Annotated in this window: 24 protein-coding genes; 14 read left to right on the forward strand and 10 right to left on the reverse strand. The window is 69.4% G+C overall.

All coding sequences use genetic code 11. The features are described 5' to 3' along the window. Positions 1 to 10: 10 nt before the first annotated feature. Positions 11 to 964: an ABC transporter substrate-binding protein gene (locus tag AC07O4_RS10590; RefSeq protein ID WP_159277497.1), complete on the reverse strand. Its 954-nt coding sequence runs from the start codon at positions 962 to 964 to the stop codon at positions 11 to 13. A 169-nt stretch (positions 965 to 1,133) separates the two neighbouring features. On the opposite strand from AC07O4_RS10590, the gene AC07O4_RS10595 reads away from it, so the two are divergent. Continuing rightward, on the forward strand, positions 1,134 to 1,409 hold the full coding sequence (locus AC07O4_RS10595) for a hypothetical protein (protein ID WP_159277496.1): 276 nt from the start codon (positions 1,134 to 1,136) through the stop codon (positions 1,407 to 1,409). A 115-nt stretch (positions 1,410 to 1,524) separates the two neighbouring features. Here the strand turns inward: AC07O4_RS10595 and AC07O4_RS10600 are convergent, their stop codons facing one another. Next, a complete protein-coding gene (locus AC07O4_RS10600) occupies positions 1,525 to 2,652 on the reverse strand; it encodes an MBL fold metallo-hydrolase (protein ID WP_495304489.1) in 1,128 nt (375 codons plus the stop codon). Positions 2,653 to 2,806: 154 nt separating this feature from the next. Here AC07O4_RS10600 and AC07O4_RS10605 point away from each other — a divergent pair, with 154 nt between their 5' ends. Next, positions 2,807 to 3,343 carry a cysteine hydrolase family protein gene (locus AC07O4_RS10605; protein WP_495304490.1) on the forward strand — a complete coding sequence of 179 codons (537 nt, stop codon included), beginning with the start codon at positions 2,807 to 2,809 and terminating at the stop codon, positions 3,341 to 3,343. An 11-nt stretch (positions 3,344 to 3,354) separates the two neighbouring features. Here the strand turns inward: AC07O4_RS10605 and AC07O4_RS10610 are convergent, their stop codons facing one another. Both AC07O4_RS10610 and AC07O4_RS10615 read right to left on the reverse strand, forming a co-directional pair. Beyond that, the gene (locus tag AC07O4_RS10610; protein ID WP_495304491.1) at positions 3,355 to 4,104 is read right to left on the reverse strand and encodes a metallophosphoesterase family protein; all 750 of its coding nucleotides are present in this window, start codon (positions 4,102 to 4,104) and stop codon (positions 3,355 to 3,357) included. Positions 4,105 to 4,401: 297 nt separating this feature from the next. Continuing rightward, entirely contained in the window at positions 4,402 to 6,096 is a 1,695-nt protein-coding gene (locus AC07O4_RS10615; RefSeq protein ID WP_495304492.1) for a hypothetical protein, read from the reverse strand. 135 nt (positions 6,097 to 6,231) lie between these two features. Between AC07O4_RS10615 and AC07O4_RS10620 the strand changes: the two genes are divergently transcribed. The 8 genes from AC07O4_RS10620 to AC07O4_RS10655 are packed head-to-tail and all read left to right on the forward strand — an operon-like array spanning position 6,232 to position 12,942. Next, a complete protein-coding gene (locus tag AC07O4_RS10620; protein WP_495304493.1) occupies positions 6,232 to 6,903 on the forward strand; it encodes an amino acid ABC transporter permease in 672 nt (223 codons plus the stop codon). Between the two features lie 31 nt (positions 6,904 to 6,934). Further along, positions 6,935 to 7,588: an amino acid ABC transporter permease gene (locus AC07O4_RS10625; RefSeq protein ID WP_062474720.1), complete on the forward strand. Its 654-nt coding sequence runs from the start codon at positions 6,935 to 6,937 to the stop codon at positions 7,586 to 7,588. A gap of 56 nt (positions 7,589 to 7,644) precedes the next feature. Next, entirely contained in the window at positions 7,645 to 8,442 is a 798-nt protein-coding gene (locus AC07O4_RS10630; protein ID WP_159277491.1) for a transporter substrate-binding domain-containing protein, read from the forward strand. A gap of 27 nt (positions 8,443 to 8,469) precedes the next feature. Continuing rightward, positions 8,470 to 9,225 carry an amino acid ABC transporter ATP-binding protein gene (locus AC07O4_RS10635; protein WP_495304494.1) on the forward strand — a complete coding sequence of 252 codons (756 nt, stop codon included), beginning with the start codon at positions 8,470 to 8,472 and terminating at the stop codon, positions 9,223 to 9,225. Next, complete coding sequence (locus tag AC07O4_RS10640; RefSeq protein WP_495304495.1) at positions 9,225 to 9,968, forward strand: sugar phosphate isomerase/epimerase family protein; 744 nt, start codon at positions 9,225 to 9,227, stop codon at positions 9,966 to 9,968. Before AC07O4_RS10635 ends, AC07O4_RS10640 begins: the two co-directional genes overlap by 1 nt. 10 nt (positions 9,969 to 9,978) lie before the next feature. Further along, positions 9,979 to 10,932: a sugar kinase gene (locus AC07O4_RS10645; RefSeq protein WP_495299402.1), complete on the forward strand. Its 954-nt coding sequence runs from the start codon at positions 9,979 to 9,981 to the stop codon at positions 10,930 to 10,932. Then, positions 10,932 to 11,912, forward strand: a complete 981-nt coding sequence (locus AC07O4_RS10650) for a 2-hydroxyacid dehydrogenase (protein ID WP_495304496.1) — start codon at positions 10,932 to 10,934, stop codon at positions 11,910 to 11,912. The genes AC07O4_RS10645 and AC07O4_RS10650 overlap by 1 nt, the downstream gene beginning before the upstream one ends. Before the next feature lies 1 nt (position 11,913). Further along, positions 11,914 to 12,942 (forward strand): LacI family DNA-binding transcriptional regulator, encoded by a 1,029-nt coding sequence (locus tag AC07O4_RS10655; RefSeq protein WP_062474737.1) that lies wholly within the window; start codon positions 11,914 to 11,916, stop codon positions 12,940 to 12,942. On the opposite strand, the gene AC07O4_RS10660 is transcribed toward AC07O4_RS10655, so the two are convergent. Then, positions 12,908 to 14,569 (reverse strand): GMC family oxidoreductase, encoded by a 1,662-nt coding sequence (locus tag AC07O4_RS10660; RefSeq protein WP_495304497.1) that lies wholly within the window; start codon positions 14,567 to 14,569, stop codon positions 12,908 to 12,910. The two genes, AC07O4_RS10655 and AC07O4_RS10660, sit on opposite strands and share 35 nt — an antisense overlap. 231 nt (positions 14,570 to 14,800) lie before the next feature. Here AC07O4_RS10660 and AC07O4_RS10665 point away from each other — a divergent pair, with 231 nt between their 5' ends. Together AC07O4_RS10665 and AC07O4_RS10670 are read left to right on the forward strand one after the other, a co-directional pair. Further along, the gene (locus tag AC07O4_RS10665; RefSeq protein WP_495304498.1) at positions 14,801 to 15,301 is read left to right on the forward strand and encodes a hypothetical protein; all 501 of its coding nucleotides are present in this window, start codon (positions 14,801 to 14,803) and stop codon (positions 15,299 to 15,301) included. Between the two features lie 78 nt (positions 15,302 to 15,379). Further along, on the forward strand, positions 15,380 to 16,027 hold the full coding sequence (locus tag AC07O4_RS10670; RefSeq protein WP_492695376.1) for a response regulator: 648 nt from the start codon (positions 15,380 to 15,382) through the stop codon (positions 16,025 to 16,027). A 10-nt stretch (positions 16,028 to 16,037) separates the two neighbouring features. On the opposite strand, the gene AC07O4_RS10675 is transcribed toward AC07O4_RS10670, so the two are convergent. From AC07O4_RS10675 to AC07O4_RS10685, 3 genes are all read right to left on the reverse strand, one after another. Then, entirely contained in the window at positions 16,038 to 17,138 is a 1,101-nt protein-coding gene (locus AC07O4_RS10675; protein ID WP_495304499.1) for an agmatine deiminase family protein, read from the reverse strand. A gap of 34 nt (positions 17,139 to 17,172) precedes the next feature. After that, positions 17,173 to 18,336, reverse strand: a complete 1,164-nt coding sequence (locus AC07O4_RS10680) for an agmatine deiminase family protein (protein WP_495304500.1) — start codon at positions 18,334 to 18,336, stop codon at positions 17,173 to 17,175. A 77-nt stretch (positions 18,337 to 18,413) separates the two neighbouring features. After that, positions 18,414 to 19,307, reverse strand: coding sequence for a LysR family transcriptional regulator (locus tag AC07O4_RS10685; protein ID WP_495304501.1), 894 nt, complete (start codon positions 19,305 to 19,307; stop codon positions 18,414 to 18,416). 98 nt (positions 19,308 to 19,405) lie between these two features. Here AC07O4_RS10685 and AC07O4_RS10690 point away from each other — a divergent pair, with 98 nt between their 5' ends. Then, positions 19,406 to 20,473 carry an agmatine deiminase family protein gene (locus AC07O4_RS10690; protein WP_495304502.1) on the forward strand — a complete coding sequence of 356 codons (1,068 nt, stop codon included), beginning with the start codon at positions 19,406 to 19,408 and terminating at the stop codon, positions 20,471 to 20,473. Here AC07O4_RS10690 and AC07O4_RS10695 read toward each other — a convergent pair. Further along, positions 20,470 to 22,215 carry an ATP-binding response regulator gene (locus tag AC07O4_RS10695; protein WP_495304503.1) on the reverse strand — a complete coding sequence of 582 codons (1,746 nt, stop codon included), beginning with the start codon at positions 22,213 to 22,215 and terminating at the stop codon, positions 20,470 to 20,472. The genes AC07O4_RS10690 and AC07O4_RS10695 overlap by 4 nt on opposite strands. Before the next feature lie 160 nt (positions 22,216 to 22,375). On the opposite strand from AC07O4_RS10695, the gene AC07O4_RS10700 reads away from it, so the two are divergent. Further along, positions 22,376 to 23,212: a MurR/RpiR family transcriptional regulator gene (locus tag AC07O4_RS10700; RefSeq protein ID WP_062480494.1), complete on the forward strand. Its 837-nt coding sequence runs from the start codon at positions 22,376 to 22,378 to the stop codon at positions 23,210 to 23,212. Between the two features lie 24 nt (positions 23,213 to 23,236). Here AC07O4_RS10700 and AC07O4_RS10705 read toward each other — a convergent pair whose 3' ends face one another. Next, positions 23,237 to 23,998, reverse strand: a complete 762-nt coding sequence (locus AC07O4_RS10705) for an IclR family transcriptional regulator (RefSeq protein WP_139703130.1) — start codon at positions 23,996 to 23,998, stop codon at positions 23,237 to 23,239. Positions 23,999 to 24,059: the final 61 nt, after the last annotated feature.

The raw sequence follows: 24,059 nt of genomic DNA on the forward strand, positions 1-24,059 counted from the left end.
AGCGGCTGGCTCACCAGCCCCCGTAGCCGTCGACGTTCTCGCGCGTCACGAGCTTGGACGGCAACAGCAGCACGCGCTGCGCCGGGGGCTGGCCCTTCAGGAGCTTCAGCCCGATCTGGGCCGCCCGCTGGCCCATCAACGTGGGCGACTGCGTGGCGCTGCCGACGATCAAGGTGACCGGGTCCTGCAGCCGCTGCGCCACCTCCGGCGAACCGTCCATCGCCGTGATGACGATGTCGCGCCGGCCCGCGACCTGGGCCGCCAGTTCCGCGCCGATGCCGCACAGGTCGTTGATCGCGAACACGCCCGACAGCTTCGGATGGCGCGCGAGCAGCCGCGTCATCTGTTCGACGCCGCCGTCCTTGGTGGCGCCGCCATTGAGCGCCATCGACACGACGCGCACGCCGGGTGCGGCGTTCAATGCCTCGCGGCAGCCGTTGACGCGGCCCACCGCGGCCGTGTTCGGCGGGCCGTCGATGATCGCCACTTCGCCCTTGCCGCCGAGCGTGCGCACCAGGTGTTCGCAAGAGAGCCTGCCGGCCGCGCGGCTGTCGGTCACCACGGCCGCGTCCGCGCCTTGCACGAGCGCATCGACCGCCACCACCTTGATGCCGGCGGCGCGCGCCTCCGTGACGCGGGCGTGCAGGGTGGTCGAATCGACCGGCGTCACGATCACCAGCTGCACGCGCTGGCGGATCATTTCCTTGAGCTGTTCGTCCTGCCGCTGCGGATCGAACCCGCTCGACACGACCGTGATGTGCGCCGCGTTGCGACTGTCTGCGGCCAGCGTGCTTTCCACTGCGCGCGCGATGTAGGCAAAGAAGGGGTTGCGCAGGTCGCTCACGAGCACGCCGACGCGCGGGCCTTTGCCATGGTTGGCATGTGTCGCGAGCGCGCTGCCCACGGGGCCCACGGCGAGGAGGAGGGCCAGCAGCCAGGTGCGCCAGGGACGTTTCATGGGCATGGGTGCGAGGGCCTCGTTGCGAGAGGGGGCCGGTGAAGGGGTGGGGATGATGACATGTTCCGCACCGCCTCGCATCCGCGATCTGCGGGGCAAGCGTGGGGGAATGGACGGACCTGCCGGCCCCGGTCGGTGCCGATGTTGTCGCGGGTCAGCAGCGTGGGCGGCAGCAGTGTCAGACCTGGAGGAAGAAGGGGTTGCCCGGGTCGCTGACGATCAGGCCGATGTGCGGCGCATCGAGGGGGCGACGGCCCGTGCGCCCGCGATCGATGCCAGCACGCGCCCCGTGGCGAAACCCCTGGCGATGCGCGCCAGGCGGCGCCTCGGGGCGCGCGTCGAGATGGCGGGAATGCCGCCTCCTTTCTTGCCGGTTCTTCTTGTGATCACCTTGCTCCCTGTGGCTGCTGCCTTGCAGATGACGGTGTCGTCCGCGATCGGCGTCCGGTGAGGGATTCGTCGCGGCGACACGGCGATTGAACCGGCCGCTGGTTAACTGTCTGTAAACCTTCCAAAAGTGGCGAGCAACATTTGAAATACACACCGCCGCGCGGACGGTGCGCTCCTTACTTCAGCCCGGCCCACCAACGCACGTTGGTGCGTGCTTGGCCCACCGTGAGCACTTCGCCGATCACCGGCGTGGCCAGGTCGATCTTCTTCGCCTGCGCCAGGTCGGCGATGCGGTCCAGCGGGTCGTGCCAGGTGTGGAAGGCCAGGTCGAAGGTGCTGTTGTGCACCGAATAGAGCACCTTGCCGCGCAGGTCTTCGAAGGCCTGCACACTCTGCTCGGGCGTCATGTGCACGCCGGGCCAGTAGGCGTCGTAGGCGCCGTTTTCCATCAGCGCGAGGTCGAAGCCGCCGAAGCGTTCACCGATCTGCTTGAAGCCCGGGAAGTAGCCCGAGTCGCCGCTGTAGAAGATGCGCTGCTCGCCGCTTTGCACCACCCACGAGGCCCACAGCGTGCGGTCGCGGTCGGTCAGCGTGACCGCGCGGCCCGAGAAATGCTGCGCGGGCGTGGCCGTGAGCTTCACGCCCGCATGCTCGCCGCCTTGCCACCAGTCGAGCTCGGTCACGCGCTCGGCGGGCACGCCCATCTCGACGAGTCGGGCGCGCACGCCCAGCGGCACGAAGTAGCGCTGCACGCGCGTGGCGAGGTACTCGATGGTGGCCACGTCCAGGTGGTCGTAGTGGTCGTGCGAGAGGATCACGGCCTCGATCGGCGGCAGCTGCTCCAGCTGGATCGGCGGCTTGTGAAAACGCTTCGGCCCGACCCAGGTGAAGGGCGAGACGCGCTCGCTGAACACGGGGTCGATGAGCCAGTACTTGCCCTTGAGTTTCAGCAGGTGCGACGAGTGGCCCAGGCGCACCACGTGGTTGGCGTCGGCCGCGAGCGCGTCGAGCGCCTGGGGCGTCAGCGCGCGCACCGGAATGGGGTCGACCGGCACGGTGTCGACCTTGCTGCCGACGATGAAGCGCGACCAGATGCGCCAGGTGCTGGCGGCGGGCTGCAGCTCGGGGTTGGGCATGTTCTGGAACACGCCGCCCTTGAACTGCGGCGAGTTGTCGTAGCGCGTTTCCCCGCCGCCGGCGCTGCTGCAGCCGGCCACGAACGCGCAGCCCGCCGTGGCGAGCACCGCGCTGCGGCGCAGCAGCCGGGGTAAATAAGCGCCTTGCGAATCCGATTCGTCAGCCATGGGAAAGCCCTCTGCGTGTGTGTTGGTCTTGAGGCGCGAGACTAGCGGGAGTTGGCTTTTCAATGGTTTCAGCGACAGAAACATTCGGCGAGCGGGGGCAATCCGCGGGGCGGCGGCATACTGCGGCGATCCACGGCTTCAGCCCTTCATCGCCATGAAAACTGCCATCCTCGTCATCGACATGCAGCGCGGCCTTTGCGACGATCCGCCCCGGCCGTACGAGGCCGAAGCGGTCATCGCGCGCATCAACGCGCTCACGGCGCGGGCCCGCGCGGCCGGCGTGCCGGTGGCCTTCATCCAGCACGAGAACGCCATCGACCTGGAGTTCGATTCCGAGCGCTGGCAGCTGGCCGATGCCTTGCAGGTGACACCGGCGGACGCGCGCCTGCGCAAGACCACGCCCGACTCGTTCCTGCGCACGCCGCTCGAGGCCTGGCTGTCGGGGCAGGGCGTGCGGCGCGTGGTGGTCTGCGGCTACTCGTCGGAGTTCTGCGTGGACACCACCGTGCGCCGCGCCGCCGCGCTGGGCTACGAGGTGGTGCTGGCGGCCGACGCCCACACCTCGCACGACAAGCCGCATGCCAAGGGCGCCTTCATCCGCGCGCACCACAACGCGACGCTGTCGGACATCACGAGCTTCGGCGTGCCGATCCGCGCGGTCGACAGCGCGGACATCGCTTTCGGCGATTGATCGATCGATCGCTAGGGCATGCGCCCGGTGGCCAGTGCGTGGGCCCAGTCCGCACGCCCATTGGCAGCAGCCAGTGCCGCCATGGCCGCGTGGTCGTAGGGCACGGTGACCAGCGTGCAGGTCCACTGCCCGTGGTCGTGCCGTTCGACCAGCGCGTAGCGCGCATCGGGTGAGCCGGTCTCCACGTGGTGCGGGTACGGATGCGCGTCGCCATAGGCCTGCAGGCCGACGCTGCCCGGGTTGACGATCAAGGTGCCGTTGGATGCGTGCATCACGCGCGGCAGGTGCGTGTGGCCGCAGGCGACCAGCTCCGTGCCGGCTTCCACTGTGCCGAGACGCGTATCGACCTCTGCTGCGGTGGCCGTGCGCAGTTGCGTGGGCTCGACCGTTTCGAGGAAGTAGGTGAGGTCGCTGTCGGGCGTACCGTGGCACAGCAGCACCTCGGGGCTCAAGCGCAGGCGCGGCGTGAGCGAGGCGATCCATGCGAACTCTGCCTCGCCGAGTCGGGCGTGTGCGAAGGCGTCGGACTCGCCGCGCTGGCCGGAGGTCGGCAACGTGAGCAGTTGCCGTTCGTGGTTGCCGGCGAGTTGGACCCAGTCCTGCGCCATCAGGAACTGCGCAGTCTCCAGCGGCATCAGCGGGCCTGAGAGGCTGTCGCCGAGGTTGACGATGGCATCCACGTTGCGGCGTGCGATGTCCTCGACGACGGCTTTCAGTGCGGGGAGGTTTCCGTGGATGTCGGAGACGAGGGCGATGCGCATGCGTGGCTTCTTTGTGAGGGCGGTGATCTTAGTTCGGGGTGCGTGCACAGGCCACCGGGTACTTCCCTCCGCGAATGTCCCCCGGCCTTCGGCCTCCTCCTTGATTTCGCTGCGGGAAGCACCCAGTGTCCTGCGCACTGGACGCGCTGCTGGTGCTCGCCGATCAACGACTGCACTGCCCAACGCTCACGTCGATGGGGTGCCTTGCGCAGCGAAATCAAGGGGGAGGCCGCAGGCCGGAGGACATTCGCGGAGCAAGGTACGCCGTCGGCGGGAGCGTCGCCCCGAACAAAACTTTCAGTCCGCCCCAGCCCGCCACACCCGCGCCAGCGCAGCCAGCTTGCCCCGAAAACTCAGCCGGTCGTTCGACAGCGCATCGATGAAGTCCGACAGCCGCTGCGACTTCACCATCGTGTAGATCGTGAGCCAGGTGGTGAACACGAACACCACGCCGAACCAGATCGCCTTGCGCCACAGCGGCGCGTCGGCTTCGGCCAGCAGGTTCATGCCGAGGAAGCCGGTGGTGACGGTGCCGATGAGACCGAACAGCGTGACCACCGTGAGCCGCACCACGGTGCTGGCCTGCCGGCGCAGGCTGTCGGCATCGAGGTAGGTGTTCATGTCGGCGATGCGCGCCTTGACCTCGTCGTACAGCGGGTCGAGGCCGAGGTGCGCGGCGCACATGTGCGAGAGCGCGCGCACCTGCGCCTGCTCCGAAATCTCGTGGAACCAGTAGCGGTGCGTGAAGCGCAGAAAGCGCTCGAAGCTCGCGCGGATGGCGCGCTTGAACTGCTTCACGCTCGGCGTGCTGCGGATGTCGAGCTTCTTCAGCGCCTCGACCAGCTGGTCCGAGAACATCAGCAGCGAGGCCTTCTGGAAGTGCGCGATGAGGAACAGCAGGAAGTGCTGGTGCCTGAACTGCGCGAGCACGCCGCGGTCGCGGCAGCAGAAGAACTCGGAGCGCGCGTCGCCCACCACGATGAGGGCGTGGCCGTTGCACAGGTAGCGCGTGTTGGGCGCCGCGCCCGTGTTCACCCAGAAGCGGTCGTAGCAGTACTTGTGCTCGAAGTCGGCCAGGTGGTGCTCGGCATAGGGCAGGTGGGCGTCGGCCCCGCCCGCGCCGGTGACCAGCGCGAGCCGCACGAAGTCGTCGCGCGTGAGACGGCGCGGGTCGTCCAGCGACAGGTAGGCCATCACCGGCATGCGGTAGTACTCGATCTGGCGGTAACGCAGCACACCGGGGTCGTCCGAATGGTCGCTCACCAGCGGCTGCATCAGGTAGGCCCAGTGCGCCGCGATGCGCGGCGCGCGGTGCTGGGCCACGTGCGACAGGAAGGCGTCGCGCTGCTGCGCGTCGGAGGCGGCGAGCACGCGGCCGTCGGCGTCCAGCCACTCGACGCTGGCCATGCAGTGCAGGGCGGCGCCGTCGGGCTCCCAGCCCGAGGGGTAGGCGCGGCCGAAGCGGTAGAGGATGTCCTGCGCCTGCGCCAGGCTCAGGTGGTCGGTGCCGACCTCGAGGTTGAGCAGCACCACGTCGATGTCGAAGAAGAAGTACAGGTCGCAGTGAATCACGTCGAGCGTGATGGGCGCCTCGCCGGGGTGCGCCACCAGCCGCACGGCCGCGATGTCGCGGCGGCGGAACACGCGCATCGGCGAATCGCCGTCGCTGCCTGCGGCGTCGGTGCTGCCGCGCGATCGGCCTTCGCCGTACAGGAAGCGCTGCACGTACGGCAGGAAGCTCACGAACTCGTTGTAGTGGCGCTCGTGGAAGCGGCCGCTCTCGCCGGTGTATTCGTCGACCTCCTCGCGCCAGGGCGAAGCCTCGCCCAAGTCGCGCAGCACGTGCCAGGGGCCGTGGTGCGTGGGCGCCGCGCCGGGCGCCGGCACCAGGCGCAAGGGCCAGAGCAGCGCCTGCCGGAAATGCTGCACGACGGGGCCGGTGGCCGGGGTGCCTGCCGGGGAAGAAGTGGGGTCCGCGTGGGGGTTCGGCATCGCGCCAGTGTAGGCAGGCGGGTAGGGCAAAACGCCCACCTAGGGGAATCCCTAGCTAGGCCTGAAACCGGTTTCATTTAAGCTGCAAGCATTCCTTTCAGGGTCTGCGCACGGCCTGGCCGTGCACGCTCCGCCATGAACTACCAGTTCCAATTCGACGCCGTCTTTGCCGCCTGGCCGCTGCTGCTCAAGGGCACGTGGATCACGGTGCAGCTCTCGCTCACCGCCACCTTGCTGGGGCTGGTGGTGGCCATCTTCTGTGCCTGGGGCAAGACCTCGGGGCCGGGCTGGCTGCGCTTCCTCGTCAATGCCTACATCGAGGTGATCCGCAACACGCCGTTCCTCGTGCAGCTGTTTTTCTTCTTCTTCGCGCTGCCGGCCATCGGCCTGCGCTGGTCGCCGCAGACGGCCGCGCTGGTGGCGATGGTGGTGAACCTGGGCGCCTACGCCACGGAGATCATCCGCGCGGGCATCGAGTCGATTCCCAAGGGCCAGATCGAGGCGGGCCGCGCGCTCAACCTCAAGCCCTGGGAAATCTTCCGCTTCGTGATCATCAAGCCCGCGCTGAAGGCGATCTACCCGGCGCTCACGAGCCAGTTCATTCTGCTGATGCTGAGCTCGGCGGTGGTGTCGGTCATCTCGGCCGACGACCTGACCTCGGTGGCCGCCAACCTGCAGTCGCAGACCTTCCGCAGCTTCGAGATCTACATCGTCGTGGCCGGCATCTACCTCGCGCTGGCGCTGGCCTTCTCGGCCATGTTCAAGCTGATCTACAAGCGCACGCTCAACTACCCGGACCGCCGGTAACTGACTGACCACGACGGACGGAGCACACACCATGCGCACCTTCGGTTTCCCCGAATTCCTTTTCATCCTCGAAGCGGCCCAGTGGACGCTGGCGCTGTCGGCCATCGCCTTCGTGGGCGGCGCCATTCTTGGGCTGCTCATCGCGCTGATGCGCACGTCGGAATCGACGTGGGCGCGCGCCGTGTCGACCACCTTCATCCAGATCTTCCAGGGCACGCCGCTGCTGCTGCAGCTGTTCCTGGTGTTCTTCGGCGCGCCGGTGCTGGGGCTGGACATCAACCCGTGGGTCGCCGCAGGCGTGGCGCTGGTCCTGAACAGCGCGGCCTTCCTGGGCGAAATCTGGCGCGGCTGCATCCAGGCCATTCCGCGCGGCCAGTGGGAGGCGGCGCAGGCGCTGAACCTGCACTACGTGGCACGCATGCGCGACGTGGTGCTGCCGCAGGCCTTCAAGATCGCGCTGGCGCCCACGGTGGGCTATCTGGTGCAGATCATCAAGGGCACCTCGCTCGCGGCCATCATCGGTTTCGTCGAGGTCACGCGCGCCGGTCAGATCGTCAACAACGCCACCTTCCAGCCGCTCATCGTGTTCTCGGTGGTGGCCGCCATCTACTTCGTGATCTGCTGGCCGCTGTCGCTGCTCGCGGCGCGCATGGAGCGCAAGCGCGCCCAGGCGCTCGCACGTTGACCCTTTTCGCTTTTCCTTTCTCGTCGCTTCCTTTCTTTATTCAGGAGACACATCCAATGACCGTTACCACCACCCGCCGCGCTGCCATCGCAGCCCTGGGCCTCGGCGCCGCGCTGACCGTGTTCGCTCCCTTCGCTTCGGCGCAAAGCATGGCCGACATCAAGAAGAAGGGCGAGATCACCATCGGCATGCTGGTCGACTTCCCGCCCTACGGCACCACAGACGCGAAGAACCAGCCCGACGGCTACGACGCCGACGTGGCCAAGCTGCTGGCGAAAGACTGGGGCGTCAAGGCCAACATCGTGCCGGTCACCGGCCCGAACCGCATTCCGTTCCTCTTGACCAACAAGGTCGACCTGCTGGTGGCATCGCTGGCCGTGACGCCCGAGCGCGCCAAGCAGGTGCAGTTCTCGCAGCCCTACGCGGCGGCGACCATCGTGCTGTACGGCGCGACCAAGACTTCCATCAAGGCGGCAGGCGACCTGAAGGGCCTGCGCGTGGGCGTGGCCCGCGCCTCGACGCAAGACGTGGCCGTGACCAAGGCCGCACCCGAAGGCACCGAGATCCGCCGCTTCGACGACGACGCCTCGGCCATGCAGGCGCTGATCTCGGGCCAGGTCGATGCGATCGGCTGCTCGGTCACCGTCGCGGCGCAGATCGCCAAGCGCGTGCCGGCCAACACTTTCGAAAACAAGTTCACGCTGGTGCAGCAGTCGATGGGTATCGCGATGCGTCCGGGCCAGGAAGAGCTGCACAAGGCCGTGAACGAATTCGTGCAGAAGAACACCGCCAACGGTGAGCTGAACAAGCTCTATCAAAAGTGGCTGCAGGCCGACCTGCCGAAGATGCAATAAGCGAAAGCGCTTGAAGGGAATCCTGGCATGACGACGGAATCGATCATCCGCATGGAAGCGGTCAACAAGTGGTACGGTGAATTCCAGGTGTTGACCGGCATCGACCTGTCGGTGCGCCAGGGCGAGCGCATCGTGATCTGCGGGCCCTCGGGCTCGGGCAAGTCCACGCTCATCCGCTGCATCAACCGGCTCGAGACGGTGCAAAAAGGCCGCATCGTGGTCGACGGCATCGACCTCACGGCCGGCGGCAAGAACGTGGACGCGGTGCGTGCCGAAGTCGGCATGGTGTTCCAGCAGTTCAACCTGTTCCCGCACCTCACCATCCTGGAGAACTGCACGCTGGCGCCGATGCGCTCGCGCGGCATGACCAAGGTGCAGGCGGAAGAGGTGGCCATGAAGTACCTCACGCGCGTGCGCATTCCCGAGCAGGCGAAGAAGTACCCGAGCCAGCTCTCGGGCGGCCAGCAGCAGCGCGTGGCCATTGCGCGCGCGCTGTGCATGTCGCCCAAGATCATGCTGTTCGACGAGCCCACCTCCGCGCTCGACCCCGAGATGGTCAAGGAAGTGCTCGACACCATGATCGGCCTGGCCGAAGACGGCATGACCATGCTGTGCGTGACGCACGAGATGGGCTTTGCCCGCAGCGTGGCCGACCGCGTGATCTTCATGGCCGACGGCAAGATCGTCGAGCAGGCACCGCCGCAGGAGTTCTTCGGCAACCCCAAGGACGAGCGCACGCGCCAGTTCCTCGGGCAAATTCTCAGCTCGCACCAAGCCCACTGATGGCCTTCGAAGTCCTGATTTCTCTGTCGTCCTTCGGTGCGGCCGAGGTGGGGCGGCACGGCCAGCTCTGGTGCTCGCAACTCTCGCGCGCGGCCGGTGCCGATTCGGTGGAAGTGCGTGGCGAGATGCTGCGCGACGCCGAGGCCGAACTGCCTGCGCTCAACGGCCTGGCTTCCGTGTACTCCAGCCCCGAGGGCCTGTGGGCCGAAGGCGGCTGGCTCGACAGCGCTGCGCTGCAACGCGGCATCGCCGCCGCCACGCGCGTGGGCGCGAAGCGGCTCAAGATGGCCATCGGCGATTTCCAGGCTTCGTCGCACGGCTCGCTCTGGGGCCTGAAGGTGGCGCTGGCCGAAACCCGCGTCGAGCTGCTCATCGAGAACGACCAGACCGTGCGCGCCGGCACGCTGGCCGCGCTGCAGACCTTCTTCGACGTGGCCGACCGCGCTGGCGTGCCGCTGGGCATGACCTTCGACATGGGCAACTGGCACTGGCTCGGCGAGTGCCCGCTGCAGGCCGCGCAGGCGCTCGGCCACCGCGTGCGCTACGTGCATTGCAAGGGCGCGCAGCGCCTGCCGCACAAGTGGGTGGCGGTGCCGCTGGGCGACTCGGTCGCGCCGTGGCGCGCGGTGCTGCGCGCACTGCCGGCCGACGTGCCCCACGCCATCGAATACCCTCTGGTGGGCGACGACCTGCTGGCCGTCACCCGCACGCAGATCGACTTCATCCGCGCCGCACGGGCGTAGGAACACACACATGACGCAACCCACCGCCTTCGACGTCGCGCTGTTCGGCGAAGCCATGCTGCTGCTCGTGGCCGACCGGCCCGGCCCGCTGGAAGACGCCCAGTCCTTCCACAAGCGCACCGCCGGCGCCGAGACCAACGTGGCCATCGGCCTGTCGCGCCTGGGCCTGAAGGTCGGCTGGGCCAGCCGCCTGGGCACCGACTCCATGGGCCGCGCGCTGCTGGCCGCCATGCGCGCCGAAGGCATCGACTGCTCGCACGTGATCACCGACGCGACGCAGCGCACCGGCTTCCAGTTCAAGGGCCGCGTCACCGACGGCAGCGACCCGCCGATCGAATACCACCGCAAGGGCTCGGCCGCCAGCCACATGGGCCCGGCCGATGTCGACGAAGCCTGGCTGCGCTCGGCGCGCCACCTGCACGCCACCGGCGTGTTCGCCGCGATCTCCGAGACCAGCCTGCAGGCCGCGCTCAAGTCGATGGACGTGATGCGCGCGGCCGGCCGCACCATCTCGTTCGACACCAACCTGCGCCCCACGCTGTGGTCGTCCACCGAGACGATGCGCCACTGGGTGAACGAACTCGCCTCGCGCGCCGACTGGGTGCTGCCCGGCATCGAAGAGGGCCTGCTGCTCACCGGCCATGACAAGCCCGAAGACGTGGCGAAGTTCTACCGCGAACGCGGCGCGAAGCTGGTCGTCGTCAAGCTCGGCGCGGCCGGCGCCTACTACGACAGCGACCTGGCCGGCACCGGCCATGTCGATGGCTTCCCGGTGAAGGAAGTGATCGACACCGTGGGCGCGGGCGACGGCTTTGCGGCCGGCGTGGTGAGCGCGCTGCTCGAAGGCCGCAGCGTGCCCGACGCGGTGCGCCGCGGCGCCTGGATCGGCGCGCGCGCCGTGCAGGTGCTCGGCGACACCGAAGGCCTGCCGACGCGGGCGCAACTCGAAGAAGCGGGACTGTGATGACCAAGAAGAATGTGCTGGTGTTCCGGGCGCTGCCCGACGACCAGCTCGCGCGCCTGCAGGCCGCGCACCACGTCACCGTGGCCGATCCGCGCAAGGCGCCCGAGGCCTTTGCCGCCGCGCTTGCCACTGCACACGGGCTGATCGGTTCGAGCTACAACGTCGACGCTGCGCTGCTGGATGCGGCGCCGCAGCTCGAAGTGATTTCGAGCGTGTCGGTCGGCGTCGACAACTACCCGCTGGCCGAACTGCACAAGCGCGGCATCGTGCTGTGCCACACGCCCGACGTGCTCACCGAGACGGTGGCCGACACGGTGTTCGCGATCCTCATGGCCACGCAGCGGCGCGTGGTCGAGCTGTCGACGATGGTGCGCGAAGGCCGCTGGACGAAGAACATCGGCGAAGAATTCTTCGGCACCGACGTGCACGGCAAGACGCTGGGCATCCTCGGTTTCGGCCGCATCGGCCAGGCCGTGGCGCGCCGCGCCGCGCTGGGCTTCGGCATGCCGGTGCTCTACCACGCGCGCCGCCCGGTCGACCTGGCCGCGCAGGCGCCCGAGCTGCAAGGCCGCGCCACGCACACGCCGCTGGACGACCTGCTCGCGCGCGCCGACATCGTGCTCGCGATGCTGCCGCTGACCGACGCCACGCGCGGCATGATCGACGCCGCCTTCTTCGCGCGCATGAAGCCGGGCGCGTCGTTCATCAACGGCGGCCGTGGTGCCACCGTGAACGAAGCCGCGCTGCTCGACGCGCTCGACCACGGCACCTTGCGCGCCGCCGGCCTCGACGTGTTCGCGAAAGAGCCGCTGCCGGCCGACTCGCCGCTGCGCACGCACTCGCGCGTCACGCCGCTGCCGCACATCGGTTCGGCCACGCACGAGACGCGCCACGCGATGGCCGAGCTGGCCACGACCAATCTGCTGCAGGTGCTGGCCGGCCAGAAGCCCACGGCACCCTACGACACCGCCGCCGCCTGACATGAAGCCCACAGGCCGCGCCACCATCGCCGACGTCGCCGAAGCCGCGGGCGTCTCCAAGGCCACCGTCTCGCGCTTTTTGAACCACCGCGAGCGCCTGCTGAGTCCCGACATCGCCGCGCGCGTCGAGGCCGCCATCGCCAAGCTGGCGTACTCGCCCAGCCCGATGGCGCAGGCGCTGAGCCACGGCCGCTCGCGGCTCATCGGCCTGATCGTGGCCGACATCACCAACCCGTACTCGGTGGCCGTGCTGCGCGGCGCCGAGAAGGCCTGCCAGGACGCCGGCTACCTCGTGATGCTGTTCAACCTGGGCAACGAGAGCGAACGCGAGCGCGAGGCCATCAATGCGCTCGCGGGCTACCAGGTCGACGGCTTCATCCTCAACACGCTGGGGCGCGGCAGCAACGTGGTCGATGCGGTCACGCTGCACGGCAAGCCCGCCGTGCTGGTCGACCGCCGTCACACGGGCATGCACACCGACTTCGTCTCGCTCGACAACCACGCCGCCATGCGCGACACCTGCGGCCACCTGGTCGAGGGCGGCTACCGCGAGCTGCTGTACGTCACCGAGCCGCAGAAGGGCGTGAGCTCGCGGCGCGAGCGCACGGCCGCCTTCGGGGCCTGCGTGGCCGCGCACGAGCCGCGCGTGGCGGGCGAGGTCTTCGAATCGGTCGAGGGCGAGAACGACGCGCTCGACGAGGCCTTGCGCGCGCTGCGCCAGCGGGCCAAACGGGGCCGGCGCGCGGCGGTGGTCGCGGGCAATGCCGTGGTCACGCTGCGCGTAGCGCAGGCCATGGCGCGGCTGGACTGGCGCTTCGGCGCCGACCTGGGCTTCGTGGGCTTCGACGATCCCGAATGGGCCTCGCTCATCGGGCCGGGCCTGAGCACCGTGGCGCAGCCGACCGACGAGATCGGCCGCGCCGCCGCCACCTGCCTCATCGAGCGCCTGCGCGGGCTCGACGCGGCGCCGCGTCAGCTCTTGCTGCCCGGCGAACTCATGGTGCGAGGCTCATCGACGGCACTGCCGTAGCGGATTCCGCGAAGGAGGCCGGCCCGCGCATCCAGCCGGCCGCGCGCTCCGCGATCATGATCGTCGGCGCGTTGGTGTTGCCGCCGATCAGCGTCGGCATCACCGAGGCATCGACCACGCGCAGGCCCGCGATGCCGTGCACGCGCAGCTGCGGGTCGACCACCGCCATCGCATCCACGCCCATCTTGCAGGTGCCCACCGGGTGGTAGATGGTGTCGGCGCGCGCGCGGATGTGCGCTTCGAGTTGCGCATCGGTGTGGGCGTCGGCGGTGTAGACCTCGCGGTGGCGGTATTTTTCGAGCGCGGGCGCGCGCATGATCTCGCGCGTCTTCTTCACGCCCTGCAGCAGCAGCGCCATGTCTTCCGGGTCGGCCAGGAAGCGCGGGTCGATGCGCGGCGCCGAGTCGGGGCTGGCGTCGTTCAGGCGCACATCGCCCCGGCCCTTGGGGCGCAGCACGCACACATGGCACGAGAAGCCGAAGCCCGCGTGCAGCTTGCGCGCATGGTCGTCGGTGATCGCGATCACGAAGTGCAGCTGCAGGTCGGGCCGGCGCAGCTCGGGCGACGACTTGATGAAGGCGCCGCCTTCTGCAAAGGGCGTGGCGACCAGGCCCGTGCCGTCGCGGCGCCACTGGCCGATGGCCTTCAGCAAGTGCAGCCCGCCGACCGGGCCGATGCCGAACATGTCGGTCTGCTTGGACTTGTAGGCGATGATGAAGTCGCAGTGGTCCTGCAGGTTCTGCCCCACGCCGCGCAGCGCATGCCGCACGGCGATGCCGTGACGCGCGAGTTCGTCGGGGTCACCGATGCCCGAGAGCATCAGCAGCTGCGGCGAGTTGAAGGCGCCGCCGCACAGCGCCACCTCGCGGCGCGCGCGAATGGTTTCGACGTTGCCGCCGCGCCGCACCTCGACGCCCACCGCGCGCCGGTCTTCGAGCACCACGCGCAGGGCCTGCGTGCCGGTCATCACCGAGAGGTTGGTGCGCTGGTCCATCACCGGGTGCAGGTAGGCCGCGGCGGCCGAGCAGCGCTCGCCGTTCTTCGCACCGCCGTGGAATTGCGTCACCTGGTAGAGCCCCGCGCCTTCCTGCTCGGGGCCGTTGAAGTCGTCGTTGCGCGCAATGCCGCATTCGGTGGCAGCGCGCACGAAGGCCTCGGTGATGGCGCGCGGGCTTTGCTGCTCCGACACCTGCAGCGGGCCGTCGGCGCCATGCAGCGCGCTGGCGCCGCGCTGGTTGCCTTCGGCGCGCAGGAAGTGCGGCAGCACCTCGTCGAAGCTCCAGCCGGCGCAGCCCGCGCGCGCCCAGTCGTCGTAGTCCTCGCGGTGGCCGCGCACGTAGAGCATGGCGTTGATCGCGCTGGAGCCGCCCAGGCAGCGCCCGCGCGGCTGGTAGCCGCGCCGCCCGTTCAGGCCGGGCTGCGGCACGGTCTGGTAGGCGTAGTTGTTGATGCGCGGGCGGCCCGGCAGCATCGCCACCACGGCGGCCGGCGCCCGCACGAGGATGCCGCGTCCGTCGCCGCCGGCCTCGATGAGGCAGACCGTCACCGACGGGTCCTCGCTCAGGCGCGAGGCCAGCGTGGCGCCGCCCGAGCCGCCGCCCACGATCACGTAGTCGAATTCCGCCATGGCATCTGGTCCTTCTTGTCGTTGGATGTTGGGGGGCGCCGAAGCGCCGATGCGCGCACCGGCATTGTGGCCAGCGTCCCCGGGGTCGGGCCCCACGGGTTTCCCCTGCCGTGGACGCACCTCGGGGGCTTTACCGATGCTTCACCCAGCGGACAAATTGCAACGCGCGGCCCATGGCCCAATGCGCCTTCGGAGCGGCCGACCCTGCGCCCGTCCTTCAACGCTCTGCCCATGCACCTGCTTTCAGACGCGACGATATTCACCGAGGTCCGCTTCTGGGGGCTGGTGTTGTGCTCGCTGGTGCTGCCTGCCGCGATCTTCGTCACGCTGTTCGTGCGGCGCGAGTTCTCCAAGACCACCGTGCTGGCCTTCGGCCTGCTGCTGATCGCGCTGGCGGGCGCGGACATCTTCCTGCTGCGCGCGCTGGCGCGGCTGGCGCAGGCCACGCCTTCGCTGGCGGACGACCTCGTCTTTTCGTCGGAGCTGTCGATCGCGCTGTACATCTTTCCGGCGGCGTTCGGCACCCTCGGGCTGAACATGGTGTCGCACGTGCTCATGCACTACCTGAAGCAGAAGGAAGCGCGCTTCGAGGCCCACCGGCAGACACCGCCGTCGGCACTGCAAGGGCGCCGAGGGTCGCGCGTGCTGCGTCACCGTCGTGCGGCATCGCGCATGCCGCCCCGGCCGGGCTCGCGCACGGCGGCGGCGCGCCGTCCGCCCGCGGACCGCTGAGGGCGATACCCGGCGGGTTTCCTCCGGCACCCACGGGGAACCGTGGGGTTCGATGTGGGTTGCGGCCAGAATCGAAGGATGCCCGCCACCATCCTGTTGATCGACGACCACGCGATGTTTCGCGAAGGCCTGTTCCTCGCGCTGCGCGAAGCCGAGCCGACGATGACCGTCGCCACGGCCCGCAACGGCGCCGAAGCGCTCGAGGCGCTCGCCACCTTGCCCCAGCTCGACGCGGTGATGACCGACTATTACCTGCCCGACCTCGGCGGCGCGGCGTTGCTGGCCGAGCTGCACCGGCGGCGCGGCGGCTTGCGCATCCTGGTGCTGTCGGCCTCCGAAGACCCGCAGGACATCGACACCGCGCTCGACGCCGGCGCGCAGGGCTTCGTGCACAAGTCGGCCGACAGCCAGCAGCTCATGGACGCGCTGCGCCGCGTCATGGCGGGCGAGCAGAACGTGGTGCAGGCCTCGCCGGCGGGCGGTGCGTCGCTGCCCGTGCTGTCGACGCCCACCGACGTGCTGAGCACGCTCACGGCGCGGCAGGCCGAGGTGCTGCAGCTGTTGTGCGAAGGGCTGCGCAACGCCGAGATCGCGCTGCGCCTGGCCACCAGCGAGAAGACGATCAAGGCGCACATCTCGGCGATCTTCGGCGCGCTCGGCGTGACCAGCCGCACGCAAGCCGTGATCGCGGCGCGGCGCGCGGGGATGCTCGGTCGCCCGCGCTAAGGCCAACGCATCAGCGCGGCTGCTGCTGCGTCGTGCAGTGGATGCCGCCGCCGCCCGCGGCAATGGCGTCGATGTCGAGCTGGACGATCTCGCGTTTGGGGAACAGCTCGCGCAGCAGCGCACGGGCGTTGCCGTCGGCGCGTGCATCGCCGAACTGCGGCGCAATGACGGCGCCGTTGCAGACATAGAAGTTGATGTAACCCGCCGCGAATTCGTCCGACTCGAAGGTGCTGCGCACCGTCTCCGGGCCGCGCAGCACTTCCACGCGCAGGCGCTGCCCGCGTGCATCGGTGGCCTGGCGCAGGATCTCGAGGTGGCGCCGGGTCACGGCGTGGTCGTAGGAGTCGGGGTCGTCGTCCAGGCCCGCGACCACCACGCCCGGTGCGGCAAAGCGCGCATAGAAATCGGTGTGGCCATCGGTGATGTCGCGGCCCGCGATGCCCGGCAGCCAGATGATCTTGCGCAGGCCCAGCAGGCGCTTCAGCTCGGCTTCGCAGGCCTCCTTGCGCAGGCCGGGGTTGCGGTTGGCGTTGAGCACGCAGCTCTCGGTGATGATCGCCGTGCCCGCACCGTCGACCTCGATGCCGCCGCCTTCGAGCACGAGCCGCGTGCGCAGGCGCTGCACCTCGGCGGCGTCGGTCACGTACTCGGCCACCTCGGCATCGCGCGCATGCGACTGCTTGTTGCCCCAGCCGTTGAAGTTGAAATCGATGCCGGCCCATTCGCCCGCGCCGTTGCGCACGAACACGGGGCCGGTGTCGCGCATCCACAGGTCGTCCACCGGCTGCACCTCGAGCGTCACGCGGTTGCCGCACAGCCGCGCAGCCAGGTCGTGCTCCTGCTCGCGCACCAGCAGGTGCACGAGCTCGAAGGCGGCGATGGTGCGGGCGATCTGTGCCAGGTGCTCGCGCGCCGGCTTCAGCAGGCGCCGCCCCCAGACGCGTTCGCTGGGGCCGAAGGACATCCAGGTGGCGCGGTGCGCGTCGCCCTCGTCGGGCATGTGCCAGGTGTCGGGCGCCGCGGCGGTGGCCGTGGCGACCAGGCCCAACGAAGCCAGGGGCGCGAGGCCCATGCCGTGCAGCAGGCGGCGGCGGGTCAGGGGAAGGTGCATGTCGGTCTCCGGAATCAGGGGAGCGGGCGCGGCATCACGCCGGTTCCTGTTGCGTCGTGCAGTGGATGCCGCCGCCGCCCGCGGCGATGGCGTCGATGTCCAGCTGCACGATCTGGTGGCTGGGCAGGTGCGCGGCCAGCGCCGCGCGGGCCGCGCTGTCGGCCACGGCGTCGCCGAACTCGGGCAGGAACACCGCCTTGTCGGTGAGGAAGAAGTTGACGTAGCCGGCCGCGAACTCCTTGCGCGCAAAGGTGGGGCGCACCTGGCTCGGCGTCTTCAGCGTGACGATCTGCAGGGGGCGCCCGCGCGCGTCGGTGGCGCCGGTCAGCAGTTCCAGGTGGCGGTGTGTCACGGCGTGGTCGTACGATTTCGGGTCGGTGTCCAGTGCCGCCACGACCACGCCGGGCTTGAGAAAGCGCGCGTAGAAGTCGGTGTGGCCGTCGGTGATGTCGCGGCCCGCGATGCCTGGCAGCCAGATGATCTTGTCCAGCCCCAGCATGCGCTTGAGCTCGGCCTCCGCGTCGGCCTTGCTGACGCCCGGGTTGCGGTTCTTGTTGAGTACGCAGCTCTCCGTGATGATCGCCGTGCCCTGCCCATCGACCTCGATGCCGCCGCCTTCCATCACGAGGCTGCTGCGCAGCAGCGGCACGCCCGTGAGTTCGGCCATGCGCGCGGCCACCGTGGCGTCGCGCGCATGGGCCTGCTGGTTGCCCCAGCCGTTGAAGTTGAAGTTCACGGCGGCGCGCTCGCCACGGGCGTTGCGCACGAAGACGCAGCCGGTGTCGCGCATCCAGAGGTCGTCGATGGCGTGTTCGATCAGGTGCACGTTGGAGCCGCACAGTTGGCGGGCCGTGGAAATATCCGCGGGGTTCACCAGCATCTTGACCGGTTCGTAGACGCTGATGGCATTGGCGATGCGCGCCAGCGCTTGGAACACCGGCTGGCGCATCTCGGCGGTCCAGATGGACTCGCGCGCCGCGAAGGCCATCCACACGGCGCGGTGGGCGTCGCCTTCGTCGGGCATGCGCCAGCCGGACGCAGGTGCCGGGGCCGGTGCCGGCGAAGGGGTCGGCATGGGCACGGGGAAGGGCGGCAGCATGCCGCTGCCGCTCCCACCACCGCCGCCGCCACAGGCGGTCACGAGTCCACCGAAAAGGCCGAGGCCGCCCAGGCCCAGGAGAGTGCGTCGCGTTGTCATTGGAATCAGGGTTATTGCTAAGTTCTAGGAAGCCCCGGATTCTGTCGACGCCTATCTATCTACACAATTGATGTCTTTTAAAGGGATTGATCGATCTGGCTCATATCGCAAGCATCTTCCTGCGCAAACAGCCGCAGGCTGTCGAACACCTCCCGCACCAGCGGCAGGCGTGAGGGGCCCTCGGCGCACGCGATCCAGAGGGTGCCCAGCGGCAGGCTCGGGCTGTCCGGCAACCGCCGCAATTGCCCGCTGCGCAAGGCGTCGTCGGCCAGCAGGCGCGACACCAGCGCGATGCCCCGGCCGCGCAAGGCCGCGTCGAGCACCAGGCGCGGGTCGTCGTAGATCGCGGCCTTGCGCAGGCCGCCGAAATGCGCGCGGATGAAGGGGCCGATGCGGTCGCTCGTGAGGTCTTCTTCGAGGCACAGCAGGCCGAGGTTGTCTTCCTCTTTCTGCGTGGGCGGGCCGACGGCCACGAGTTCGTCGGTGAGCAGCGGCACCTCGAACACGCCCTCTTGCCGCAGCGGCGCGCGGGTGATGGCGATGTCCACGTCGAGCTCGTCGATGAAGCGCGCGCTCTCGTCGACCGAGATGATCGGGCACAGGTCCGGATGCGCCTGCAGCAGCCGGTCCACCCGCGGCTGCAGCCAGCCGCTGGCCACGGGCGCGGGGCACACCAGCGTGACGAGCCGGTCGTCCATGTAGGTCTCGATGCGGGCCAGCCCGTTGCGGATGTGCTCGAGCGACTTGCCCACGCTGTCCAGCAGCAGGCTGCCTGCCACCGTCAGCTCCACGCCGCGCCCCTTGCGCCGGAACAGCGGCTGGCCGACCTGCTGCTCCAGCTGCGAGATCTGGTGGCTCACGGCGGACTGCGAGACGAACAGCTCTTCCGCTGCGCGCGAGTAATTGCCCAGGCGCGCCGCCGCCTCGAAGCCGATGAGGAACTTGAAAGAGGGCAGCCGGGTGTTGGACATATGAATGGGGTCGATGAATTCAGCCAAGAAATGTCGCTTTTTCATCGAAGAAATTCAAGTCAGAGTGGGCGTCCCTGCAATTTCTTCTGAAGGACCCTTTGATTTCCAACGATTTCGACGCTCGCCGCGCCGGCCTGCGCATGCCCGCCGAATGGGAGCCGATGGCCGCCACCTGGCTGGGCTGGCCGGTGCTCGACCACCGCGAAGCCCTGTGGGGCGCGCACTACGACGCGGTCTGCCGCGCGTTCGGCCTGCTGGCGCGCACCATCGCGCGCTACCAGCGCTGCATCGTGGCCGCGCACGCGCCGCTGGCCGACGCGGCCCGCGCGGTCTGCGGCCCGCAGGTGCGCGTGGTGCCCATCGCGGCCGAAGACAACTGGCTGCGCGACTGCGGCCCGATCTTCCTCGTCGATGAGCACCAGGTCAGCCAGACCGCGGTGGGCTTCCGCTTCAACGCGTGGGGCGAGAAGTACCACCCGCACGACGGCTGCCAGCGCGCCGCCGCGGACATCGCCGCGCTGGCCGGCGTGCCGCTGGTGCGTTCGGACATGGTGCTCGAAGGCGGCGCCTTCTACGTGGACGGGCAGGGCACGCTGCTCACCACCGAGAGCTGCCTGCTGCACCCGAACCGAAACCCTGGCCTGCGCAAAACGGAGATCGAGGCCGAGCTGCGGCGCATGCTGGGCGTGCACAAGATCGTCTGGCTGCCGGGCCACGCGGCCGAGGTAGAGACCGACGGCCACATCGACGGCATCGCGTCGTTCATGGCGCCGGCCCGCATTCTTTTCAATGCGGCCGACCCCGACCAGGGCGACTACTTTCGCGCGATGCAGGAGAACCGCCGCGCGCTCGAACTGGCGACCGATGCGTGCGGCCGTCGCTTCGAGATCCTCGATCTGCCCGTGCCGCGCGACGTGCACAACTACGGCAGCGCGCGCTTCTGCGACCTCTATTCGAACTACATCCTCGTCAACGGCGCGGTGATCTCGACCGCCTTCGGCGTGCCGCGCGATGCACAGGCGCGCGAGGTGTTCGCGCGTGCGTTCCCCGACCGCCGCGTCGAGTTGCTGCCCATCGACGCGATCTCGCTGGGCGGCGGCGCCGTGCATTGCTCGACGCAGCAGCAGCCGATGCAGGGGAATCGCTTGGCCGCGCGCGGCTTCTAGGGCGCGATCAGCTGCGACACCGTCGCCTGCAGCTGCGCCGGGTCCACCGGCTTGTGCAGCATCTGCCAGCCGCGCGCGGCCACGTCGCTCAGGCGGCGCGGATCGGTGTCGCCGCTCACGATCAGCGCGGGAATGGTGTCGTCGTTGTATTCCTCGTGCAGGCGATCGACCACGTCGATGCCGGTCTCGCCCGCGCGCAGGCGGTAGTCGCTGACGATGAGCGCCGGCTTGCCGGGCTGGCGCGCGGCCAGCGCCAGCAGCTCGTCGCCGCCTTCGGCCGCGATCACGCGCAGGCCCCAGCTTTCGAGCAGCAGCTGCAGGCCCAAGCGGCTTTCGCCGTCGTCCTCGGCCACGAGCACGAGGCGGCCGGTGTCGGCCGGCAGCGGCGCGGGCGGTGCCTCGGGCGCGGGCAGTGCCTGGCGCGCCAGCGGCACCGTCACCGAGAACACCGTGCCCCGGCCGACGCGCGAGCGCAGCGCCAGCGGATGGCCCAGCAGCGCGGCCGTGCGCCGCACGATCGCCAGGCCCAGGCCCAGCCCCTTGGTGCGGTCGCGCTCGGGGTTGCCGAGCTGGTGGAACTCCCAGAACACCTGCTCCTGCTCGGTGGGCGGAATGCCGGGGCCGGTGTCCCACACCTCGATGCGCAGCGCGTCGGCACCCGCGCGGCGGCAGCCGATGAGCACGCCGCCGCGCGCCGTGTAGCGGATCGCGTTCTCCACCAGGTTGCGCAGCACGCGGTCGAGCAGCGCGGGGTCGGAGTGCACCACGGCATCGCCCGCGCGCAAGCGCAGCGACAGCGCCTTGCCCGCCGCCTGCGGCGCGAACTCCAGCTGGATCTGGTCGAGCAGGCCCGCCAGCGCAAACGGCCGCGCCTTCACGCGCACCACGCCCGCGTCGAGCCGCGAGATGTTGAGCAGGCCTTCGAACAGCAGCCCCATCGCCGCGGCGGCGCGGCCGATGCTGTCGACCACATGCCGGCTCGCCGCCGGCAGCGCCTGCCCGCGCAGCACGCCCACGAACAGGCTCAGCGCATGCACCGGCTGGCGCAGGTCGTGGCTGGCCGCGGCAAGGAAGCGCGACTTGGCGAGGTCGCTGCGCTCGGCCGCGTCTTTCTCCAGGCGCAGCTGGCGCAGCAGGTAGAGGTTTTCGAAACGCAGCTCGAGCGAGTCGACCTGCGTGCGGTACATGCGCTGCGCGAAGGCCAGCGTGACGAACAGGTAGAGCACGCCGGCCGCCGACATCACGCGCAGCAGCACGTCGTCGAGCGTGGCCATCGCGAGGATCGCGGGCGCGAAGTACGTCACCTGGAAACCGTAGAGCAGCCCCAGGTCGATGCAGTAGGCATAGATCGCGCCCGTGCCCATGGTGAGCATCGCCACCACGATGAACATCTGCTGCGGCAGCGACACCTGCAGCATCCACCCCGCCAGCGGCAGCCCCCACAACAACCCGCCGAGCACCGCGCCGACCATCGCGCCGCGCCGCCAGCGCCGCAGCGCGCCCGGGTCGTGCTCGGCATGCCGGTAGCGTGCGACCTGCCAGGCGCGCGCTGCCGTCAGCACCGCGTTGGCGCCGACCCAGGCCAGCAACTGCTCGTGCGGAACGGCGCCCCACAGCGCCGCCACCACCAGCCCCGCTGTGAGCATCACGCCAAGCAGCGAGAACGGAAAGTTGCGTCGCAAGGCGGCCATGCGCGCGGCAAAGACGGGGTCGGCGGGCGTCGTGGGTGGGGTGGCGCTCATCGGTGTGCGAAGGGTGGGGGAGGTGGGATCGCCGAAGGTGGCGATCCCAAGGTAACGCGTGGCGTGGGGGGCGTCATGGGACTTTAGTCCAATGCCTGCGCTTGCCCGAGGCCGCGCAGGCGGCATGGCATCATCGTGCGCCGCTTCCCACCGCCCACCCATGTCCGCCGATTCCTTCGTCCGCCGCGTTCGCAGCCAGCTCGACCAGCTGTCCGCGACCGAACGCCAGCTTGCCGATTTCGTCCTGGAGTTTCCCGGCGAGCTGGCCAGCTATGCGGGCAACGAACTGGCGGAGCTGGCGGGCGTGTCGCCCTCCACGGTGAGCCGCTTCATCCGGCGCATCGGCTACGAGAACTACGAAGAGGCGCGGCGCCAGGTGCGCGAAGAAAAGCAGACCGGCTCGCCGCTGTTCCAGAACGCCACCGAAGCCTCCAAGCGCGGCCACCTCGTGGCCACGCACTTCCAGCAGTCGCAGGCCAACCTGGCGAGCACCTTCGAGCGCCTGAGCGACAAGCAGATGGCCGAGATCGTGAAGGCGATCATCGGCGCGGGGCAGGTGCTGATCTTCGGCACGCGCAGCAGCCACGCGTTCGCGCTGTACCTGCGCTGGCAGATCATCCAGGTGGTGCCGCGCGTCACCGCCATTCCGGGCCCCGGCGAGACGCTGGCCGAGCACCTGGCGGGGCTGGGCGAGCGCGACTGCGTGATCGTGTTCGGCACGCGCCGCCAGACCCGCCAGCTCGACACGCTGCTCGCGGGCGCGCAGCGCGTCGGCGCGAAGATCGTCTACATCAGCGACCGCGCCTCGCCCGACTTTGCGGGCGCCACCTGGTCGCTGCAATGCGACTGCCGCGGCCCGGGGCTGCTCGACAACCACGCGGCCGTGATGGGCGTGTGCGACCTGATCGCCACGATGGTGATCGAAGCCGCCGGCTCGGCCGGGCGCAAGCGGCTGGCGGCGATCGAGCTGGGGCACGAGGAAAACGGCGAACTCTGAAGGAGCACTCGGCCCCCGCGCCGTTTACTTCGCCGCTTCGCTGCGCGGCAACTGCGCCTTCAACAACTGCGCCATCTCCTTCTTGCGCGCCGGCGGCAGCCGCGGCGTGATCGCGCCGAAGCTGATCGCGGCCAACGTGGTGGCGGACGCCGCGAAGGTGCGCCCCACGCCCGACACCCCTTCGGTGAGCGTGTCCACGATGTCCGCATGGCCCGCCGCGCGCGTGCGCTTCACGGCCTGCTTCATGCGCTCGCGGGTGAAGCCGGCCTGCGCGTACTCGGCGGTGTGGCGCTCGAGGATGCGGTCGATCTCGGCATCGGTGAGCGCGGCCATCAGCGCCAGCCCGCCCGCGCCCAGGCCGAGCAGGCGGCGCCCGCCGACGTCGGTGGTGAACACCTTCACCGGAAAGTGCCCCTCTTCGCGGTGCAGGCACACGCAGTAGTCGCCCTGGCGGATCACGAGGAACACGGTGTCGCCCGACATGCGCGCGAGCTTTTGCATGAGCGCGCGGCACGAGTCCACCAGCGGCACGCGGCGCATCGAGGCAAAGCCCAGCTGCATGGCATCGATGCCCAGGCGGTAGGCCTTGCCGTCGGGGTCGCGCTCGGCGAACTGTTCCTCGGCCAGGCACGAGAGCAGGCGGTGCACGGTGGAGCGCTCCAGCCCGGAAGCGGCGATCACTTCGGTGAGCTTGATGCCTTCCTCGTGGTGCTCCGCCAGCAGGCGCAGCAGCTGCAGGGCGCGCCGCAGGCTCTGGGCGCCGGCGGTCTCTCTGGGTTCGTCCATATAGTGGGAAAAATTGGAACTAGTGTTTGGGATGCAGGAATTTCGAAGTCTAAACTGCCCC

The organism is Variovorax sp. GW821-FHT09D04 (genome assembly GCF_059416405.1).

Coding starts and splice junctions, on each gene's coding strand:
- AC07O4_RS10600 (WP_495304489.1), bottom strand. CDS start 2,652: ATGGCTGACGAATCGGATTCGCAAGGCGCTTATTTACCCCGGCTGCTG.
- AC07O4_RS10645 (WP_495299402.1), top strand. CDS start 9,979: ATGACGCAACCCACCGCCTTCGACGTCGCGCTGTTCGGCGAAGCCATG.
- AC07O4_RS10635 (WP_495304494.1), top strand. CDS start 8,470: ATGACGACGGAATCGATCATCCGCATGGAAGCGGTCAACAAGTGGTAC.
- AC07O4_RS10700 (WP_062480494.1), top strand. CDS start 22,376: ATGTCCGCCGATTCCTTCGTCCGCCGCGTTCGCAGCCAGCTCGACCAG.
- AC07O4_RS10665 (WP_495304498.1), top strand. CDS start 14,801: ATGCACCTGCTTTCAGACGCGACGATATTCACCGAGGTCCGCTTCTGG.
- AC07O4_RS10675 (WP_495304499.1), bottom strand. CDS start 17,138: ATGCACCTTCCCCTGACCCGCCGCCGCCTGCTGCACGGCATGGGCCTC.
- AC07O4_RS10655 (WP_062474737.1), top strand. CDS start 11,914: ATGAAGCCCACAGGCCGCGCCACCATCGCCGACGTCGCCGAAGCCGCG.
- AC07O4_RS10630 (WP_159277491.1), top strand. CDS start 7,645: ATGACCGTTACCACCACCCGCCGCGCTGCCATCGCAGCCCTGGGCCTC.
- AC07O4_RS10650 (WP_495304496.1), top strand. CDS start 10,932: ATGACCAAGAAGAATGTGCTGGTGTTCCGGGCGCTGCCCGACGACCAG.
- AC07O4_RS10685 (WP_495304501.1), bottom strand. CDS start 19,307: ATGTCCAACACCCGGCTGCCCTCTTTCAAGTTCCTCATCGGCTTCGAG.
- AC07O4_RS10640 (WP_495304495.1), top strand. CDS start 9,225: ATGGCCTTCGAAGTCCTGATTTCTCTGTCGTCCTTCGGTGCGGCCGAG.
- AC07O4_RS10605 (WP_495304490.1), top strand. CDS start 2,807: ATGAAAACTGCCATCCTCGTCATCGACATGCAGCGCGGCCTTTGCGAC.
- AC07O4_RS10610 (WP_495304491.1), bottom strand. CDS start 4,104: ATGCGCATCGCCCTCGTCTCCGACATCCACGGAAACCTCCCCGCACTG.
- AC07O4_RS10590 (WP_159277497.1), bottom strand. CDS start 964: ATGCCCATGAAACGTCCCTGGCGCACCTGGCTGCTGGCCCTCCTCCTC.
- AC07O4_RS10615 (WP_495304492.1), bottom strand. CDS start 6,096: ATGCCGAACCCCCACGCGGACCCCACTTCTTCCCCGGCAGGCACCCCG.
- AC07O4_RS10680 (WP_495304500.1), bottom strand. CDS start 18,336: ATGACAACGCGACGCACTCTCCTGGGCCTGGGCGGCCTCGGCCTTTTC.
- AC07O4_RS10670 (WP_492695376.1), top strand. CDS start 15,380: ATGCCCGCCACCATCCTGTTGATCGACGACCACGCGATGTTTCGCGAA.
- AC07O4_RS10625 (WP_062474720.1), top strand. CDS start 6,935: ATGCGCACCTTCGGTTTCCCCGAATTCCTTTTCATCCTCGAAGCGGCC.
- AC07O4_RS10620 (WP_495304493.1), top strand. CDS start 6,232: ATGAACTACCAGTTCCAATTCGACGCCGTCTTTGCCGCCTGGCCGCTG.
- AC07O4_RS10705 (WP_139703130.1), bottom strand. CDS start 23,998: ATGGACGAACCCAGAGAGACCGCCGGCGCCCAGAGCCTGCGGCGCGCC.
- AC07O4_RS10660 (WP_495304497.1), bottom strand. CDS start 14,569: ATGGCGGAATTCGACTACGTGATCGTGGGCGGCGGCTCGGGCGGCGCC.
- AC07O4_RS10695 (WP_495304503.1), bottom strand. CDS start 22,215: ATGAGCGCCACCCCACCCACGACGCCCGCCGACCCCGTCTTTGCCGCG.